The 17,030-nt window shown below is 59.9% G+C and carries 20 protein-coding genes and 1 tRNA gene; 13 read left to right on the plus strand and 8 right to left on the minus strand.

The window, feature by feature from the left end; all coding sequences use genetic code 11:
- Positions 1-12: 12 nt before the first annotated feature.
- The 8 genes from KYK83_RS05500 to KYK83_RS05535 all read left to right on the plus strand — a co-directional run bounded on the left by KYK83_RS05500 (position 13) and on the right by KYK83_RS05535 (position 4,050).
- The gene (locus tag KYK83_RS05500; protein WP_222827510.1) at positions 13-294 is read left to right on the plus strand and encodes a hypothetical protein; all 282 of its coding nucleotides are present in this window, start codon (positions 13-15) and stop codon (positions 292-294) included.
- Positions 287-823 (plus strand): hypothetical protein, encoded by a 537-nt coding sequence (locus KYK83_RS05505; RefSeq protein WP_222827511.1) that lies wholly within the window; start codon positions 287-289, stop codon positions 821-823. The genes KYK83_RS05500 and KYK83_RS05505 overlap by 8 nt, the downstream gene beginning before the upstream one ends.
- On the plus strand, positions 820-1,158 hold the full coding sequence (locus KYK83_RS05510) for a hypothetical protein (protein WP_222827512.1): 339 nt from the start codon (positions 820-822) through the stop codon (positions 1,156-1,158). Before KYK83_RS05505 ends, KYK83_RS05510 begins: the two co-directional genes overlap by 4 nt.
- 1 nt (position 1,159) lies before the next feature.
- Entirely contained in the window at positions 1,160-1,558 is a 399-nt protein-coding gene (locus KYK83_RS05515; RefSeq protein WP_222827513.1) for a hypothetical protein, read from the plus strand.
- A 136-nt stretch (positions 1,559-1,694) separates the two neighbouring features.
- Positions 1,695-1,874 (plus strand): hypothetical protein, encoded by a 180-nt coding sequence (locus KYK83_RS05520; protein ID WP_222827514.1) that lies wholly within the window; start codon positions 1,695-1,697, stop codon positions 1,872-1,874.
- Positions 1,871-2,431, plus strand: coding sequence for a hypothetical protein (locus KYK83_RS05525; RefSeq protein WP_222827515.1), 561 nt, complete (start codon positions 1,871-1,873; stop codon positions 2,429-2,431). Before KYK83_RS05520 ends, KYK83_RS05525 begins: the two co-directional genes overlap by 4 nt.
- Entirely contained in the window at positions 2,428-2,700 is a 273-nt protein-coding gene (locus KYK83_RS05530) for a hypothetical protein (RefSeq protein WP_222827516.1), read from the plus strand. The genes KYK83_RS05525 and KYK83_RS05530 overlap by 4 nt, the downstream gene beginning before the upstream one ends.
- Before the next feature lie 144 nt (positions 2,701-2,844).
- Positions 2,845-4,050 (plus strand): tyrosine-type recombinase/integrase, encoded by a 1,206-nt coding sequence (locus KYK83_RS05535; protein ID WP_222827517.1) that lies wholly within the window; start codon positions 2,845-2,847, stop codon positions 4,048-4,050.
- Between the two features lie 26 nt (positions 4,051-4,076).
- Here the strand turns inward: KYK83_RS05535 and KYK83_RS05540 are convergent.
- Together KYK83_RS05540 and sppA are read right to left on the minus strand one after the other, a co-directional pair.
- A tRNA-Val gene (locus KYK83_RS05540) sits at positions 4,077-4,151 on the minus strand.
- A gap of 82 nt (positions 4,152-4,233) precedes the next feature.
- Positions 4,234-6,114, minus strand: coding sequence for a signal peptide peptidase SppA (sppA, locus tag KYK83_RS05545; RefSeq protein ID WP_222827518.1), 1,881 nt, complete (start codon positions 6,112-6,114; stop codon positions 4,234-4,236).
- Between the two features lie 102 nt (positions 6,115-6,216).
- On the opposite strand from sppA, the gene KYK83_RS05550 reads away from it, so the two are divergent.
- Together KYK83_RS05550 and KYK83_RS05555 are read left to right on the plus strand one after the other, a co-directional pair.
- A complete protein-coding gene (locus tag KYK83_RS05550) occupies positions 6,217-7,242 on the plus strand; it encodes an aspartate carbamoyltransferase catalytic subunit (protein ID WP_222827519.1) in 1,026 nt (341 codons plus the stop codon).
- Positions 7,239-8,468, plus strand: a complete 1,230-nt coding sequence (locus tag KYK83_RS05555) for a dihydroorotase (RefSeq protein ID WP_222827520.1) — start codon at positions 7,239-7,241, stop codon at positions 8,466-8,468. The genes KYK83_RS05550 and KYK83_RS05555 overlap by 4 nt, the downstream gene beginning before the upstream one ends.
- Before the next feature lie 70 nt (positions 8,469-8,538).
- Here KYK83_RS05555 and KYK83_RS05560 read toward each other — a convergent pair whose 3' ends face one another.
- Genes KYK83_RS05560 through KYK83_RS05570 form a run of 3 tightly spaced genes read right to left on the minus strand, consistent with a single transcriptional unit; the run spans position 8,539 to position 11,185 of the window.
- A complete protein-coding gene (locus KYK83_RS05560; RefSeq protein ID WP_222827521.1) occupies positions 8,539-9,846 on the minus strand; it encodes an SPOR domain-containing protein in 1,308 nt (435 codons plus the stop codon).
- A 37-nt stretch (positions 9,847-9,883) separates the two neighbouring features.
- A complete protein-coding gene (locus KYK83_RS05565) occupies positions 9,884-10,444 on the minus strand; it encodes a hypothetical protein (protein ID WP_196846774.1) in 561 nt (186 codons plus the stop codon).
- 24 nt (positions 10,445-10,468) lie between these two features.
- On the minus strand, positions 10,469-11,185 hold the full coding sequence (locus tag KYK83_RS05570) for a ParA family protein (protein ID WP_103022487.1): 717 nt from the start codon (positions 11,183-11,185) through the stop codon (positions 10,469-10,471).
- A 239-nt stretch (positions 11,186-11,424) separates the two neighbouring features.
- Here KYK83_RS05570 and KYK83_RS05575 point away from each other — a divergent pair, with 239 nt between their 5' ends.
- The 3 genes from KYK83_RS05575 (at position 11,425) to bfr (ending at position 14,692) form a co-directional block, all read left to right on the plus strand.
- Positions 11,425-12,471, plus strand: coding sequence for an SPOR domain-containing protein (locus tag KYK83_RS05575; RefSeq protein WP_222827522.1), 1,047 nt, complete (start codon positions 11,425-11,427; stop codon positions 12,469-12,471).
- 59 nt (positions 12,472-12,530) lie between these two features.
- Positions 12,531-13,820, plus strand: a complete 1,290-nt coding sequence (locus KYK83_RS05580) for a DUF418 domain-containing protein (protein ID WP_248284285.1) — start codon at positions 12,531-12,533, stop codon at positions 13,818-13,820.
- Between the two features lie 380 nt (positions 13,821-14,200).
- Entirely contained in the window at positions 14,201-14,692 is a 492-nt protein-coding gene (bfr, locus tag KYK83_RS05585) for a bacterioferritin (RefSeq protein ID WP_103022490.1), read from the plus strand.
- Positions 14,693-14,709: 17 nt separating this feature from the next.
- Here the strand turns inward: bfr and KYK83_RS05590 are convergent, their stop codons facing one another.
- The 3 genes from KYK83_RS05590 to der all read right to left on the minus strand — a co-directional run bounded on the left by KYK83_RS05590 (position 14,710) and on the right by der (position 16,938).
- Positions 14,710-14,916: a hypothetical protein gene (locus KYK83_RS05590; RefSeq protein ID WP_196846772.1), complete on the minus strand. Its 207-nt coding sequence runs from the start codon at positions 14,914-14,916 to the stop codon at positions 14,710-14,712.
- Between the two features lie 118 nt (positions 14,917-15,034).
- On the minus strand, positions 15,035-15,532 hold the full coding sequence (locus KYK83_RS05595; protein WP_234003040.1) for a DUF2721 domain-containing protein: 498 nt from the start codon (positions 15,530-15,532) through the stop codon (positions 15,035-15,037).
- A gap of 5 nt (positions 15,533-15,537) precedes the next feature.
- Positions 15,538-16,938, minus strand: a complete 1,401-nt coding sequence (gene der, locus KYK83_RS05600) for a ribosome biogenesis GTPase Der (protein WP_222827523.1) — start codon at positions 16,936-16,938, stop codon at positions 15,538-15,540.
- Positions 16,939-17,030: the final 92 nt, after the last annotated feature.

Here is a 17,030-nt window from a genome sequence, read left to right on the forward strand (position 1 = left end):
GGGGGAGTTGTGATGGCTTACGGCGATTTACCACACGATGCCCCGTGCAAGCCCAACAAGGGCAAGGAGGATGGCGCCTGCAACCGCCAGTCCTGTCAAGCTGAACCAGCGCGTTGGTACAATCACGGCAGCCTCTCTTGGTACTGCGATGATTGCCGCAAAGACATTCAGTTCGACAGCTTCAATCTGCGCGATTGGCAACTGAATTGGCGGCCCCGGCTCGGCCATCCGATGTTCGAAACACGTCAGCAGATGGACGCCCGCACCCCCACAGGAGAAACCCATCATGGATAGGACCAAGGACGTGCCGGAGGTGACGCAGGCGGATCGTGAGGCGGGATGGCTGTATCGGCCTTCCTGCTACAAGGAGGATCCAGAGACGAAGGCTTGGTGGATGGAGGGAGGCTATGATCGCGCTGGCGGTGTGCCGAACCAAGCCTTCGCCCGCCACCGCACCGAAGCCACCCGCCCCCTCACGGCAGAGATAGCAGACCTACGGCAGCGCACCGAGTCTCTTTGGGATGCCATCAAGCACGGCGACGATGAACACCGAGCATGGCTCAAGGAGGCGATCAACGCGCACCTTGCTGGCGAAGCTGTTCCAGAAACGCGCGGAAAAGGTCGCAAAGAAGCCGAAATCAGCGACCTACGTGCTCAACTGGATGAGGCGATGTGGGTGATGAAAGAAGCGCGGTTCCTTTGCGACCGCCTTGGAGAATTGGACTGGTCGCAGGACATTGATGACCTCGCCAACGACTTCAATGGTCATGTCGATCCGCCGCTTTCACGCCTTCGTCGGGTACTGTCGGAGATGAAGCCATGAGCCGCACCGGACAACTCAGCCGCCAGCAAGACCATGCCGCGCGTGATGTTCTCACCCGCGAATGGGTAGCAAACTATAGCATTGCAGACCTGCACTATCGTCTCGGCAAGGCTGTCGAAGATCGTCCAGGCGTTTTGCACATAGCGAGCGGACCAAAGCACAATACCGATAAGCGGCTGTTCGATGGTGCCTATCTCGACTGTCATCCGAACATGGATTGCGCCAATCGGTTGCAGGAATTTGCCGCCGAAGCACGCGATCGCATGGGCGAGGCGAGGTGGGCGGAACTCAACGCCGAATGGGACGACGCACAATCAATGGCAGGGAGTGTTTGAGATGGATATCGACATCATGGAGTATGTCAATGAGGCCGAGATCAAGGACGCCATCCTTTCTGGGCTGAGTGGATATGCCCGAGAGAACGCTGAGCGGATCATTACGAACGCAGGCTATTCTCTCGCCACCGACATCGCCAACGCCAAACTTGACGACGACGCAGGCCAGAAAATCTACGACAAGGCAGTGAGCCTTCTGGACGACCTATCCACGTTCACCATGTTCGATCTCGGCGGATACGGGAGGCCCCCAAGTGAAGCCCGACAGATACTGAACAGCGCCGTCCGCAAGGAAGCAGATGCGCTTTCGGCGGCTATTCGGTCGGCCATCCACAACCTGACTAAGCGCGAAATCGTGGACATCGTAAAGTCTGGCGCGGTCAAGGTGGTGATCGAATGACCCGCTCGCACACATACGAACGCAGCCACAGGTGCGCACCCCGCCAGAACTTTGGCGGCGGCTACCACTACAACGCGCCCATCCTGCCGATGGAGAGGCCCGGACTGTTTGCGCGGATATTCAAAGGATCGAGAGCATGAGCGATAACGCACCTTGGAAAGAGTTCAATGGAACCGAAAGCCCGGTCGCTGCGGATGTCCGCGTAGCCGTGCGGAATGCAAACAGTTCCTCGCCGTTAGCCCAGCACATGGAGGCTGACGCAGGCGTGGTGAAGTGGGGAAATGTTACTCACTGGTACGAAACGAGGAAAGCATGACCAAGACCAACACCGAGGCCGTGGAGGCGCTTGGAGAGGCGCTGCACAATCTGTCCGCAGTAATGTTAGCGGAAGGTATGTTCGAAAACGACGATGTGCATGGCTCTTACGAGCGTGTCGTTAGTGCGTTCAAGGCCCTCTCCCCCACCGCCAAGACCGAGCCGAGCGCGGCGGGGTTGGAAGGCGATACACCATCGATGCAGGCGTCACGATTCGCTGAGATGATAGCTGAGGTACAGGTAGATGGCGCATGCGTTCTTGGACGTAGCGATCTTGGCGACCTCAAAGCAGCTTACACCGCCCTATCCGCCCCCACGCGAGAGCGGGAGAGCGAGGATAATCTAGATCAATTCCGTGTCGTTACCTTGCAAGTAAGCAAGAGAGACGGGGCTTCGATTGCTCATTCCGTGACCCAACACTGGGGAATTTACAGCACCGATGAAGAAGCCGTGGGGGCGGCGGTTGCTAAACTGCCAGAGTTGAAGCCGGGATTCTCGGTTGATCAATTCCTTGTCTGCCAACCCTTCAACCTACTCAACGAAGGATCAGGCCAGTGAGTGATATTGTGGAGAACGTAAGAGAGTGGCTTGAGGAAGAGCCTCTGGCCAAGCCGCCCTATTCTGACATTAGAGACCTACTCGACCACATCGCCGCACTCGAAGCCCGTAACGCTCGGTTGGAGGAAGCGGAGCGCAAGGCTTTCACCGCAGGTTGGCGCGCCTCGCGCATGGTGAAGACAGAATTCGACAGCAACAACGCGGTCGCAGAAGCATGGGAGGGGTATTCGGCAGTCACCGAAGCCCTCCGCGCCCGAGGGGAGGGGTAACACCGTGACTGCGCAGGCGATAGCACATCGGTGGCGAAGGGCGCTCAGGAAGGATTCCGGCCTCAAGCTTACGGCCGACCAATTGCGGGAGCTGACCGAATACGGCTACCTCCTTGATCTAGCACAGCGTGAAGCCGAGGAAATATGCCCCGCGAAAACAGCCCCTACATCCGTGATCCGTACTGGCTCGACAAGAGAAGGGATGGCCGCTCGAAGTTCTGGCAGATCGCCAGATACGAAGGCGGGACGGTCCTATATCGAAGCACTCGCAAATTAGACGAGGATGCGGCCCGTGCTGCCATGGACGCCTATATTGACGCTCAGAAGTCACTCAGCCCACAAAAGCCGGACGAGGCGCCGGTTGTGTCGATGCTCGTCAATTATTGGAAAGAGAAGGGCTGCAAGTCGATCAATAGCGATCAGACCTCGCGATCGCTTCGCACCTTCGCCGCGTTTCTCGCTCAAGACATGGCCGGCGCACACGCCGTCGTAGTAGATATGGGACCGGCCCTGTTTGAGCGCTTTCGTGAGTGGCGCATAGGGCCACACGACTTCAAGCTGGCATGGTTCGGGGAGCAATACGATTATAGCAGCGGAGGCGTCTCAGGGGCCACCGTGCAGCGGAACATCAATGACGTTCGCGCTGCGGTGCATCACGCTGAGGCCAATCTGCGTATACCGCTTGCCCCGCGCATCCGCGACCTCGATCAACGCTATCTATCAGTCCCACGTGAGCGCGTGCTGACTATCCAGGAAATGGGAAAGATCGCGTGGTTTGCCTCGCACAACCCGGCGCTGTTCCGCTTCGCAGCATTGCAACTGGCAACAGGGGTTAGGCCAATGGCAGCGATGGCATTCGATCCCGTTACCCAATACGATGACAGGCGGGGGCTTATAGACCTTCAGCCTGGCGCATCGCCGCAGACGCGCAAGCGCAACTCGATCATTCCTGCGATCCGACCGATACGGCCTATTCTACGGGCATGGGCCAAGGATGGTGCGGACGAGGTGAAAAGCCGCAAGACCGCTTGGCGGAACATGCGAAGGGCCCTTGGCCTATCGGATGACGTATTTCCCAAGACCATCCGGCATACCGTCGCAACGATGCTTTATGAAGACGAGAGTGTGCCCGAACGCGAGATCGTGGAAATGCTTGGCCATGAAGGAAAGCTAGCGCGAACCACGCGCATCTACGCGAAATATAATCCTACAAGGCTGCGCGCCGTGACACGCGCTCTGGCCACCATTTGGTTGCAGGTCAGCAAAGAGGCTCGTTCGTTTGGCTCTGACCACTCTCTGGCCACTGGCCTTTCGGGAGGCAAGCTAAAGGTTGTGCAAAAAGTGGAATAATGCTAATATTCACGGGCATTTGGAAATGGTGGGCGCGGCAAGGATTGAACTTGCGACCCCACCCGTGTGAAGGGTGTGCTCTACCACTGAGCTACGCGCCCGCCCGCAAGAGCGGCTTTTTATGGCAGCCGCAGGGCAGGCGCGCGCCTTTACTGTGCGAATCGATGTGTGGCAAGCCGCCCCTTAGCCGGTCACGGATGCCAGGATCCGCGCAAGCCAGGTTTCCGAGATGGTCGACCGGGGTTGGGTTGCCTTGCTCGGAGGGCAAGCGAGACAATAGGCCTGTGCGCCGCGCGCGCCCAACAGACGATCCCCGTCGGCGGCAATCTGCGAGACGATTGCCGTCTGACCGCGCGCCATGCGGGCGAATACATCACCGCCCATATCGGCATCTTCGCTACCGCCGATCAGCATCTGGCGCAGCAGAGTGTCATAGGTTGAGGGCTGCGATCCGAGATATTGCACGTGCCAGTCGTCACCGAGCTTGGCCTGAGCGGCAGTCCAGGCGAGGGCTTCTTCCATACCGCCATATTCATCCACCAGGCGCAACTGACGTGCCGTGCCGCCGTCCCAGACGCGGCCCTGGCCTACCGCATCGACCTGGTCGCGCGTCATGCCGCGTGCGGCGCCGACGCGGCTGAGGAAGTCTTCGTATCCGTTTTCGATGAAGGCCTGCATCATGGCGTCAGCCTCGGGCGTGAACCCGCCGATGAAGTCCGGCTGGCCCGACAGGGGCGTGGTGCGCACGCCATCGGTCGTCACGCCTATCATGGCAGCGGTTTCTTCGAATGTGGGTACGACGGCAAAGATGCCAATCGAGCCGGTGATGGTTTCAGGTTCTGCAAAGATGCGATCGGCAGGTGTCGACACCCAATAGCCACCGCTGGCCGCAACATTGGCCATGGACACCGCCACTGGGATCTTGCGCGCCTTCTGACGGAGGATCGCGTCGCGTATGACTTCGCTAGCGAGCACCGACCCCCCGGGGGAATCCACGCGCACGACCAGCCCGGCGAGATCGTCATCGAGCGCTTCGTCCAGAAGGGCTGCGATCCTGTCGCCGCCGGCCACGCCGGGACCTGCATCGCCATCAACGATTTCCCCGGCCACGGTGATCACACCGATCGGTTTGCCCTTGGTCGGCAGGGGGTTATCCGACAGCCACGTCGCAAGCGTCGTGTGGGGATAGGCATTGGGTCCTTCACCCCATTCGTCGTCACCGACCAGTTCGACGACGCGTTTTTCAAAGTCCGCACGACTTCCCAGCTTGTCCACCAATCCCGCTTGCAGCGCCGCCGTCGCGAGATCGCCGCGAGCTGCAGTCACCCATTCGACTGGCTGGGTCGTGACGCGTTCGATGTCGGCGCCGGGACGCGCCTTCTTCATATTGGCGCGGTATTCTTCCCACAGCGTCGCATAGAGCGCGCGGGCATTTTCGCGGGCCGGCTCCGACATGCCGGTGCTGTTGTACGGTTCGACTGCGCTCTTGTATTCGCCCACCTTGTAGACCCGCGCATTGACCTTCAGCTTGTCGAGAAGGCCGGCATAATAGAGCCGTTCGCCGCCAGGACCTGCGACCACCGCGCCGCCCAGCGGATTGACCCAGACTTCGCTTGCATGGGCCGCCAGCAGCATCGAATCGTCCGTATACGCCGTTGCATAAGTAAGGACCGGCTTCTGCGCTGCCCGCACTCGGTCGAGCGCCTCGCCGACTTCCTGCAGGTGCACTTGCCCGCCGCCGACAAAACGGTCGAGATCAAGCACTACAGCATCGATTCTGTCATCCTCGGCCGCCTTGTCCAGAGCGTGGACCAGGTCGCGGGCCTGATATTCGCCCATCGGTGCCTGTCCGGAAAGGAGCGCGGCGAACGGATCGACTTCGGTACGTTCTTCCACGATGGCGCCGTCGAGTGCGAGAAGAAGTGCCCCGTCACGAACGGAAGCCGGGCTCGGCCGGGCGGTGAGGACGGCGAAGAGCGCAGAAAAGAACAACAGCATGAAAACGAGCACGAGCCCGTCCTTTATGCCTACCAGCAGGCGCCACACTTTTCCGGCAAATCGCATCCATGAATCTCCTGTTGTCGGGGGGATTAGGGAACCCTGCCGTGCATTGCCACTGGAAAGCGCTTGAGCGGGCGATAGGCCTCGACTAAGGGCGTGGTCTCAATGACATCGACGCCAAACTCGCCGCACGCGGCCCGCTATCCAGCGGGCGCGCTCGCATTTCCGCACCGGGACCTTATCGGTATCGGCCAGCTGGAACGGCACGAAATCCTGTTCCTGCTCGACGAGGCGGAGCAGTGGGTGCGATTGAACCGTCAGGCATCCAAGCACGAAAATCTTCTGTCTGGCCTGACCGTAATCAACGCCTTCTTCGAGAACTCAACCCGCACCCTGCTAAGCTTTGAAATCGCGGGCAAACGTCTTGGCGCGGACGTCGTCAACATGCACGCTGCGCAATCGAGCGTGAAGAAGGGCGAAACGCTGATCGACACGGCGATAACGCTGAACGCCATGCATGCCGACGCCATCGTCATCCGGCATGGATCGAGCGGAGCGACACAATTGATCGCCGATAAGGTGGACTGCCCGGTCCTCAATGCCGGTGACGGTCAACACGAACATCCAACACAGGCCTTGCTCGACGCGCTGGCCTTGAGGCACGCCCTGCGGGATCGGGGCGAAGCATCCGAAGATTTCACCGGATTGAAGATCGTCATTTGCGGTGACATTTTGCATAGCCGCGTGGCGCGTTCGAACCTGCTGTGCCTGCAGGCATTGGGAGCGAGCGTCCGCCTATGCGCACCCCCTGCACTGATGCCTGCGGGTATCGAGGCGATGGGGGCCGAGGTTTATCACGATTTCGATGCTGCATTGGACGGCGCGGACGTGGTCATGATGCTTCGACTTCAGACCGAGCGCATGAGTGGGCAGTTCATCCCTTCCGCCCGGGAATATCATCACCTTTACGGCCTGACCAAGAAACGCCTGGCGCAAGCGGCCGAAGATGCCTTGGTCATGCATCCGGGACCGATGAACCGGGGCGTGGAAATCGACAGCGAGGTAGCCGACATGATCGATCGCTCGATCATCACCAGACAGGTGGAAATGGGGGTCGCCATTCGCATGGCAGCGCTTGACGTGCTGACCCGCCGTTCACGCTGCGTCGATGGATGGGGAGCAGCGGCATGAGACAGCAGCGCCCGATTACCATTACTGGAGGAAAGCTGGTCACGCCCGATGGTGTGCGCGACGCCGCTATTCGATTCGTGGATGGCAATATCGTCGAGATCGGCGGTGAGGCGTATGATGGCGATCTGACTGTAGATGCGAAAGGGCTGCTCGTTGCACCCGGCCTTGTCGATCTTGGTGTTTTCGCCATCGACAAGCCGGCGTTTCACTTCGGCGGTATCACGCGGGCCGCTCTGATGCCCGATCAGTCGCCGCCCTTGGATCTGCCCAGCCGGACTTCCTACATCGCGAAAAGCGGCAAACCCGATTTTTGGGTGCACCCGCTCGCAGCGGCTAGCAGGGGTATGGAAGGGCGAGAGATCGCCGAGCTGGCACTGATGCGCCATGCCGGAGCGCTTGGTGTTGCGACTGGACGCCAGTGGATACCGGATTCGGGCGTGATGCTGCGGCTGCTGCAATATGCGGCTATGCTGGACATGGTCGTTATCGCGCATGCTGAAGATGCGGCACTGGTTGGCGGCGCTGTCGCAACTGCTGGCGAGATCGCAACGCGGCGCGGTTTGCCAAGCGCCCCAGCAGCAGCGGAGTCCATCGCCTTGGCCCGCGATATTGCGCTGGCTGAGCTGGCCAATGCGCGAATTCATTTCCGACAAGTGACGACACGCGATGGTCTGGAGATCGTGCGCGCAGCAAAGGTACGCGGGGCGAAGGTCACCTGCGGTATCACCCCCGCACATTTCATGTTGTCCGACCTTGCGACGGTCGACTTTAGAACTTTCGCACGGCTATCCCCTCCATTGCGCAGCGAGGATGATCGGCATGCCGTGCGCGAGGCGATTGCCGATGGGACGATCGATGTGATTGCCAGTGGCCATGATCCGCGCGGTCCGGAAGACAAGCGGCTGCCGTTTTCCGATGCAGAACCGGGCATGGCAGGGGCGGAAACATTGCTCGCCATGACCCTCTCGCTGGTGCGGGACGACGTTATCGACATGGGACGCGCTTTCGAACTGATTGCCGCCACGCCGGCAGGTATCCTGGGCGTAGATGCCGGCGTCATCGTGCAAGGGTACGAAGCCGACATCGTTCTGGTCGATCCGGATAAACCCTGGGTTATCCAGAGCGCCCGGATGGAAGCCACGGCAGGCAATACGCCCTTCGACGGTCAGCCAACGCAGGGGCGCGTAACCGCCATGTACAAGGGCGGTGTCGAAATAGATTGTTAAGACACGAAAGACCCCGCCCGGATCGCTCCGAGCGGGGTCCATCGAGGGTCTGGTTAGAAAGGGTTGCGGATCAGCGAGCTGCGACCCGCACGTCACCGCCGACTACATCGATTGCGCCCGGCAACGGACGGCTCGACGCGTAGGCGATGCAACCGCCACCTTTGCCTTTGACGCTGCTGCACATGGACTGAGCGGAAGCCTTGGCAAAGCCGGCCGCCGCCACGCGATAATAGATCTTACCATTTACGCGAGCCTTTGTGATCACACGTTCGGCATCGCCGAGTTCGGGGTAGCGCTTGCGAAACTGCTTCCACGCTTCATTGGCGTCGGACATGGAAAAATACGAACCGAGCTGTACGTTGTAATCGCCACCGCGAGCGAGGCTGGCAGGGGCGGTGCTCTGTTTCATGCGGGACACTGCCGGTTTGCTGTCTGCAATCGGCATGGCTTGCACAACCTCGTTGCTTACGAAGCGGATACCCCCCGCGGTCGGTACGAGGCCGGCATCTGCAAGACTTGCATCCGCTCTGTCCATACTGACACTGGCTGAGCCTACTGGCGGGAGCTCGGAGGCAAACGCAAAATCGCGCTGTGCGGCGCTCGCGACCGGTTCTTCCATTTCGGCCGCGGCGAGCATGTCCACGCTCGGATGATTGGCGAGGGCGAGCATCTGCGGTTGGCCGGGGTCGGCCTGCGGGCGCACGCCGATCAGGTTCGCGATGCGGGTCGTGAAAGCTTCGGGTTGGATCATCGCGGCCCATTGGGAGATCCGGTCGCCCACCTCGTTTGCCGGTACGTCTTCCGAAACCATTACGCGCGCTGCGCGCCAATTGCCTTGCAAGGCATAGGCATAAGCAAGGTTCTGGCGCACCTTCGGGGTATTCTGGCCCGAACGCAGCGCATTGCTCAGTACGTTGACACCGTGATCAGGACGACCGGCGAGCGCAACGGCGAGACCGAAATCGGCCGGATCGAGCATGCTGTCGAATCGCTGAAGCGTGCCAAGTGCCCCAGCTTGGTCGCCGATAGCAATTTGCGAGAGCGCGTAACTGATAATCGTCCGGGGCGCGGTGTCACCCAATTCGATCGCCTCTGCAAAAGTGGTCGCCGCCGAAACGAAGCGTCCGTCTTCGAGATAGGCGTTGCCCAGGAGAGTACGGGTATTGGCATCGCGGGGCGCAGCAAGCACAGCGGCTTCGGCATACTCCACAGCCTTGGACGCCTTACCCTTCAACAGTGCCGTTTCGGCATGTTCCGCCGAATATGCATGGCTTGGCGCTACCTTCCCCGTGCATCCGGTCAATGCGGTGGTCGCCAGCGCCGTTGTGACGGCGAGCTTTACGAACCGCTTGCTCGTGGCTTTCGTTTCGATGCTCATTTTTACCCCCTTGACGGCGATCCCACGACGTCGGTGTTTACTTGTTACCGTGCTGCACCTGGGCAGCGAGGCTTGCGATTTCCGGCATTTCGGCGAGCAGCGCGTCGAGCGCATCGGTCACCAACTGCTGCGCACTGCGGCCGCGCACGGTACAGGCCAGTCGCAGCATCAAATGGCGTTCCTGATCGAGCCGGAGCGTGAAAGCTGCTCGCTTGCCCTGTAATTTGGCCGACTTGCGTACGACGGTCTTGCTAGCCCGCTCCGGCTTTTCCAGATGTGCCTGGATGCGATCCAAGGATTCGCGCACCTGATTTGGTGCGTTGTCTTCACCGACAGGGCGGCGTGCGCTTGGCTGCGGGGCAATGGCCACTACCTTGTCCTGCAGCGGCGCGGCCGCCGTGGTCTTTTCCTGAAGAGGTGAATGCGCCGCGAGTTCTTCCTCGCCCATATCGTTCCAGCCCAAATCTTCGAGATTGGCCGCGGCTTCTTTGCCATCGACCGGTCCAGGAATTCCAGACTGAGGACGCATGGCAGGCTTCGCGCCGCCCTTGCGTGCCAGCAGGGTGGAGGAGAGAGAGGCGAAATTGGCGTCAGACATACGGCAGTCTCCGCCTGAAGGGTCTTATTGTGCCACGCGGCGGCCGAAGCCGCCGGCGGGACGATGGGCACCGGGCATCACGTTCTGTGCGTTCGGTGCGGCGAAGATCGTGCGACGGAAATTCTTTTCCAGACGGTCGGCGATATACTTCCACAGGGCGGTAACTTCGGCCGCCGAACGGCTTTCCGGATCGACTTCCATCACTGTACGGCCGTCGATCATCGAGGCGGCGAAATCCGTGCGATGGTGCAAGGTTATCGGCGCGACCGTGCCGTGCTGCGACAAGGCGACAGCGGCTTCGGAAGTGATCTTGGCCTTGGGCGTCGCGGCGTTGACGACGAATACCAGAGGCTTTCCGGCCCGTTCGCACAGATCGACCGTGGCGCCAACGGCGCGTAGATCGTGCGGGCTGGGGCGGGTCGGCACGACGATAAGTTCGGCAACGGATATGACCGACTGGATAGCCATGGTGATGGCTGGCGGCGTATCGAGCACGGCCAGTTTGAAGCCCTGCTGCCGCAAGATGGCAAGATCAGTGGCAAGCCGTGCAACCGTGGTCTGGGCGAAAGCGGGATATTCATCCTCACGCTCGTTCCACCAGTCTGCCAGCGAACCCTGGGGGTCGATATCGATCAGAACGACCGGCCCTGCTCCGGCGCGTTGGGCCTGAACGGCCAGATGTCCCGAGAGTGTGGTCTTCCCCGATCCACCCTTCTGCGATGCCAATGCCAGTACACGCAAGACTTGGTCCCCCTGGTTTGCGCCTGTATCCAATTTACCTTTGCCGCAAACATCTGCAGCGGCCTTGGCATGGCAATCGCAGACCAGCCCTAATTTTAAGTTAACCGGGCGACATCAATGCCGGCTGGGAACTGGATGTTTGCCTGGCAACACTTTGCTAATAGGTGATTTACTATAGGATGCCTCGGATAAGGTGTGCTCCGGCGCGCCGACGACTATCGAGAGGCTTCATAGTGCATATGGCAAAGACGATATGGTTCGCCGGCGTGGCAGCCGCTGCAATCGGATTTTCCGTAGCAGCAAACGCCGATGTCAAAGCGGGCGTCGATGCCTGGACCGATGGCAATTTCGCCAATGCCGTACGCGAATGGGCGGGACCTGCCAAACAAGGTGATCCCGACGCACAGTTCAACATGGCACAGGCCTATCGGCTGGGACGCGGTGTGGATCAGGATGTCGTGCAGGCAGAGGCACTCTACGCAAAGGCGGCGGCGCAAGGACACGTGAGAGCTGCCGATAATTACGGGCTGCTTCTGTTCCAGCGGGGCGCACGCGAGGAAGCAATGCCATATGTGACGGCAGCGGCGCGGCGGGGTGATCCGCGCGCTCAATATCTACTCGGCATTGCACATTTCAACGGCGATCTGGCCGAAAAGGACTGGCGCCGGGCCTATGCCCTGCTGACGCTGGCCAACTCTACCGGCCTGCCACAAGCGCGCGCCGCAATTGCACAGATGGATGAATATATTTCGCTGGAAGAAAGGCAGGAAGCACAGTCGCTTGCCTCCACTCTGAAGGCGGAGGCTGAAGCTGCCCGGGCCCGCGAACTGGCGGCGGTCGATCTCGCGTTGGGAACCGACAATCCGTCGGTAGCGAGCACACCGTCCCGACCCTCAAAGCCCGGCGCGGATTACACCGTAGCGGCGTTGCCGCCTGCAAGTGTACCGGGGCCATCCAAAGATGCGCCTTCTCGTGGAGCAGCGGCGGCATCGGGCAGTACAACTGCCCCCGCTGCTGCTGGACCAGCATCGGCTACGCCCGCTTCGGTAAAGCCGCAGGACGGACCATGGAAGGTGCAATTGGGTGCCTTCGGTGTGCCTGGAAATGCAGAGCGACTGTGGGAAAAACTCTCTGACCGAGCGGAAATCAAGGGCCGATCCCGTCTGCTGGTCAAATCCGGCAGACTTACGGTCCTGACGGCTGGAGGATATCAATCCCGAAGCGAAGCTGAGGCAGCTTGTAGCGCTCTCAAGCGTGCCGGACAGGATTGCCTCGTTGCGCGCTAAGCCGCGCAGCTTGGCAACGAAACTGGCACTGTTAATGCGGTCCTGAACAGGGAGCCGTGATGCAGGATAATCAGGAATTGGCGCCGGATATGGGCGGAGATGCGCGCGCGGCGCCGGCGGCAGATGGCGGATCGGGCAGGATCGCCAGTCTGGATTTCATTCGCGGCATCGCGGTCATGGGAATTCTCGCAGCGAATATCGTGGCTTTCGGCCAGCCGATGACTGCCTACATGTTCCCCGGCGCGTTCACCGTTCCGCATAGCGAGGCGGAAAACTGGATGTGGGTGGCGCAGTTCGTTCTGATCGACGGGAAGATGCGCGGCCTGTTTTCCCTGCTATTCGGGGCGGGAATATATCTGTTCCTGGAAAAGGCCTGGGCGCGCGGGGCGGGCATCTGGCTGCAGATACAAAGGCTTTTCTGGCTCGGCCTTTTCGGGCTGATCCATTTCTTCTTCATATGGCGCGGGGACATCCTGTTCCTCTACGCCTGTGCGGGGCTGGCTGCGTTGCTGTTTGTCGGCCTTTCGCGCCGCAAGCAATTGGTCTTCGGTCTGCTCGGTTATCTCGGCGGCGCGCTACTGTATACAGCTTCGGTGGGGTTTCTGCCGCTTGTCGCCGACACGGACATGGGCGCTCAAGCAGGGTACGCCCAATTGGCGAATGAACTCGAACAATCCAAGCAGGACGAGCTTGCCGATGGCCGACTTGAGACAGACCTCATCTCAGGTGGCCGTTACGCAGAATGGGTGCATCATAATCTGACTGCCCACGCCGACGGGCTACCTTCTTCCCTCTTTCTGTTCTGGTTTGAAACGTTGCCGCTGATGCTGATCGGTATGGCGGCGTACCGCTACGGACTTTTCGATGGTCGGATTGCAAGTCGACAGCAGCGCAGATGGGGATGGGGGCTGCTGTTGACCGGCGCTGTATTCACCTTTCCAGTAGCGTTGTGGGCGAAAAGCGCCGGACTGACGTATTACGGGACGTTGGCGGCTATGGTTGGCTGGTCCATGGGCCCGCGCCTGCTGTGCGTACTGGGCCTGGTCGCCTTGCTCGCACTCTGGGGCCGGAGCGCCGGAGGCTGGCTGGCAGCACGTGTTTCGGCTGCCGGGCGCGCCGCTTTTAGCAATTATCTCGGCACTTCGATCGTGATGCTGTTTGTGTTTCACGGGTGGGCCGGCGGTTTGTTCGGAAGACTGGGCCGCAGCGAACTTTATCTGGTCATGTTTGCAGGCTGGGTGCTGATGCTCTTGTGGTCGAAGCCGTGGCTCGATCGCTATCGGTTCGGCCCGCTCGAGTGGTTATGGCGATGCTTAACCTATCGGCGGCTTTTTCCGATGAGACGATGAATGCCCTTGCTAATGCGAACGACTCTCACTAGAGATGAGTTTGCGAGTCAGTCGCAGGAGCCTTCTAGTGTACATTTGCATCTGCAATGCCATCCGGGAAAGCGAACTAAGACGCGCCGCTCGTCATGTGTCTGGCGACGCCGAAGCCTGTTATGCTGCCATGGGAAAGTCACCATGCTGCGGCTGCTGCCTCGATGAGGCGGACTGCATTCTCGAAGATGAGCGCGAACTCGGCTACGTGCCGGCAGCAGCCTGAATCTCCGCTAACGCAAATCGCTCGCAAGTGGCAGAATTCTGCCATTTTTTTGGCTTTTCACTTGCTAATCGGCTGTTGGCGTGGGCATAGGCCCGCAACACGTTAATGCAATGGAGCCACCGCGATGAAGGGCGATGAAAAGGTCATCGAGTTCCTGAACAAGGCACTCACTAACGAATTGACCGCGATCAATCAGTATTGGCTCCATTATCGCGTCCTGGCAGATTGGGGCGTGAGCAAACTTGCCGAGTATGAGCGGCACGAATCAATCGACGAGATGAAGCACGCGGATGTGCTGGCGGAACGGATCCTGTTTCTTAACGGCCTTCCCAACTTTCAGGCGATCCACAAGCTGAAGGTCGGCGAAACGGTCGAGGAAATCCTCAAGGCCGATCTGGCGGTCGAAATGGAAGCCATCCCGCTTCTCAAGGACGCCATCGCGCACTGCGAGGAAGTTCGCGATTTTACGACGCGCGAAATTTTCGAACGCATCCTCGAAAGCGAAGAAGAGCACGTCGACTTCCTGGAAACCCAGTTCGACATGATTGCGCGGATGGGCCTCGAAAACTACGTCCAGCTCAACAGCAAGCCGGCAGGGGAAGGCGAAGAAGGCTGAGTGGAAGCCCCGGTGGGTTAGTTCACGCGCCAGAAGGTTGCGTAGACGCCGCCATGTTTGGACAGCTTCGCAAGACGCTGCTCTCCATCCCAGATTTCGGCGTCCCCATTTCCGACATTGATATCGGCGATCGTGAGAGCGGTCGCGATATCAGGAGCTTCGAGGGCAAAGTCCTCGTTACGGAAATCAGTCTTCGCATGGATAGCTACACGGAGCTTGGTCATATCTTGTCTCCTGCCCACCAAGGGCAGCTATGCCATACGCATATGAACACTGGCAGACGGTTTTCTACCGATTGTCGCAGAATCGGCTTCGGTTGGTCGCAACCTCAAGAAAAAAGCGTCAGGACGCTACGGAATCGCGCCGTTCCCGCATGCGCTCCAGGTTGCGACGGGCGGCCGTGCGCGTCTCCATCAGAAAAGATCCAAGGCCGGCGACCAGCAACCCCATTGAAATAATCCAGGTCATCGCAACGAGTGTACCGAGCGGCGCATAAACGAAGGCACTGATGAACAGCAAGACGATGACGACGCTGATTGCCAGCGCCGATGCCGTGCTGAACATCACGGCGCGCTGGGCGAATACACGCCGTTTTTCCAGTGCGGGCAGTTCCCTGCGCATTGCGGTGACATCTCCATCCTCGCCTGCATCGAGGATGCGTTCAATCTTGTTCGCGACCCAGATCAGTCGATTGGTCATGACATTCATGACGGCGCCGATGCCTGCAAGCAGGAAGGCCGGTGCCAAGCTGAGCTGGACGACCTGCTGGACGCGCAGGCTCGAACTGGTCCGTTCGAGCAGTTCGCTACCAGGAAGAGTAATCAAGACGTCCAGCAGCACTGCATTCAGTCCTTTTGATACGGATTCTTGGGACTTTTCAGCACCACACGCACAGGCACGGCATCGAAACCGAGCTTGTCACGAATTCCGTTCACCAGATACCGCTCATAACTTTTGGGAAGCATGTCGAGCCGCGTGCCGAACACGACGAAACGCGGAGGGCGGATGCTTGCCTGAGTAATGTAGCGCAGTTTGATGCGCTTGCCCTTGGGGGCTGGAGGCGGATTGGCTTCAAGCGCGTCGTCGAACCAACGGTTGAGCGCTGCTGTTGGAACCCGGCGGCTCCATATCTCCCGCAACTCGAATGCCGCGCCGATCATCTGGTCAAGGCCCTTGCCGGTCTTGGCGCTCACTGCGATCAGCGGCACCCCGCGGACCTGTGCAAGACCTTCGTTCAACGCAGCCCGAATGCCGTTGAAAAGCGCGCTGGCATCTTCCGCAACATCCCATTTGTTGATGGCGATCATCAGCGCACGCCCTTCCTCGAGCACCATACTGGCAATCTTGAGATCCTGTGCCTCAAGCCCGCGCGTCGCGTCCAACAGCAGCACGACGACTTCCGCAAAATCCACGGCGCGACGGGCATCTGCCACCGACAGCCGTTCGAGCTTGTCGACGACTTGCGCCTTCTTGCGCATGCCGGCGGTATCGATCAGCCGTATCTCGCGGCTCTCACCGTCCCGGGGATCGGTCCAGTCCCAGTCGATCGCAATGGAATCGCGAGTAATGCCCGCTTCGGGACCGGTAAGCAGGCGGTCCTCGCCAAGCAGGCGATTTATCAGCGTCGATTTGCCGGCGTTTGGGCGCCCGACGATTGCCAACTTCAGCGGACCGGCGAGCAGAGCCTCTTCGTCTTTTTCATTGATCTCGGCCTCAATCTCGTTCGCTTCGGACTTTGCTCCTATGATTGGCCACAGCCGATCAAATAGGTCCGCAATGCCCTCGCCGTGTTCGGCGCTGATTCCGGCCGGTTCACCAAAACCGAGGGAGAAGCTTTCATAGATCCCGGCATCGCCTTGGCTGCCTTCAGCCTTGTTGGCGACCAACACAACAGGCACTCTCTGTCCGCGCAACCAGCGCGCGATTTCTTCGTCCAGCGGCGTCAGCCCGACACGCGAATCGAATACGAAAAGCGCTGCATCCGCACCTTCCAGGCTCACTTCGGTTTGCTTGCGCATGCGACCGGGCAAGGTGTCGGGATCATCATCTTCCCACCCGGCTGTATCGACGATCTGGAAATCCAGTCCCGCAATCGTCGCATCGCCGAACCGGCGATCGCGCGTAACGCCGGGTTGATCGTCGACCAGCGCCAGCCGCTTACCTACAAGGCGGTTGAACAGCGTCGACTTACCGACATTGGGCCGGCCAATGATGATCACTGTCGGTTTGGAAGATGAGGGGTGCATGATGGCTCGGCAAGTGGCGCTTTGCGCGTCGCATTGCAAGCGGATGCGGTTTGCCGCGTAAGCAGGCATGCGCGTTTGTAAAAAATTAACCC

The sequence above is a fragment of the Qipengyuania pacifica genome (assembly GCF_019857205.1).
Lineage (GTDB): Bacteria > Pseudomonadota > Alphaproteobacteria > Sphingomonadales > Sphingomonadaceae > Qipengyuania > Qipengyuania pacifica.

What these genes read in the sequence shown, in the direction of transcription:
- KYK83_RS05510 (WP_222827512.1), top strand. Translation starts at nt 820, where the DNA reads ATGAGCCGCACCGGACAACTCAGCCGCCAGCAAGACCATGCCGCGCGT.
- KYK83_RS05580 (WP_248284285.1), top strand. Translation starts at nt 12,531, where the DNA reads ATGCAGGATAATCAGGAATTGGCGCCGGATATGGGCGGAGATGCGCGC.
- der (WP_222827523.1), bottom strand. Translation starts at nt 16,938, where the DNA reads ATGCACCCCTCATCTTCCAAACCGACAGTGATCATCATTGGCCGGCCC.
- KYK83_RS05560 (WP_222827521.1), bottom strand. Translation starts at nt 9,846, where the DNA reads ATGAGCATCGAAACGAAAGCCACGAGCAAGCGGTTCGTAAAGCTCGCC.
- KYK83_RS05555 (WP_222827520.1), top strand. Translation starts at nt 7,239, where the DNA reads ATGAGACAGCAGCGCCCGATTACCATTACTGGAGGAAAGCTGGTCACG.
- KYK83_RS05505 (WP_222827511.1), top strand. Translation starts at nt 287, where the DNA reads ATGGATAGGACCAAGGACGTGCCGGAGGTGACGCAGGCGGATCGTGAG.
- bfr (WP_103022490.1), top strand. Translation starts at nt 14,201, where the DNA reads ATGAAGGGCGATGAAAAGGTCATCGAGTTCCTGAACAAGGCACTCACT.
- KYK83_RS05535 (WP_222827517.1), top strand. Translation starts at nt 2,845, where the DNA reads ATGCCCCGCGAAAACAGCCCCTACATCCGTGATCCGTACTGGCTCGAC.
- KYK83_RS05590 (WP_196846772.1), bottom strand. Translation starts at nt 14,916, where the DNA reads ATGACCAAGCTCCGTGTAGCTATCCATGCGAAGACTGATTTCCGTAAC.
- KYK83_RS05520 (WP_222827514.1), top strand. Translation starts at nt 1,695, where the DNA reads ATGAGCGATAACGCACCTTGGAAAGAGTTCAATGGAACCGAAAGCCCG.
- KYK83_RS05525 (WP_222827515.1), top strand. Translation starts at nt 1,871, where the DNA reads ATGACCAAGACCAACACCGAGGCCGTGGAGGCGCTTGGAGAGGCGCTG.
- KYK83_RS05515 (WP_222827513.1), top strand. Translation starts at nt 1,160, where the DNA reads ATGGATATCGACATCATGGAGTATGTCAATGAGGCCGAGATCAAGGAC.
- sppA (WP_222827518.1), bottom strand. Translation starts at nt 6,114, where the DNA reads ATGCGATTTGCCGGAAAAGTGTGGCGCCTGCTGGTAGGCATAAAGGAC.
- KYK83_RS05565 (WP_196846774.1), bottom strand. Translation starts at nt 10,444, where the DNA reads ATGTCTGACGCCAATTTCGCCTCTCTCTCCTCCACCCTGCTGGCACGC.
- KYK83_RS05550 (WP_222827519.1), top strand. Translation starts at nt 6,217, where the DNA reads ATGACATCGACGCCAAACTCGCCGCACGCGGCCCGCTATCCAGCGGGC.
- KYK83_RS05575 (WP_222827522.1), top strand. Translation starts at nt 11,425, where the DNA reads ATGGCAAAGACGATATGGTTCGCCGGCGTGGCAGCCGCTGCAATCGGA.
- KYK83_RS05500 (WP_222827510.1), top strand. Translation starts at nt 13, where the DNA reads ATGGCTTACGGCGATTTACCACACGATGCCCCGTGCAAGCCCAACAAG.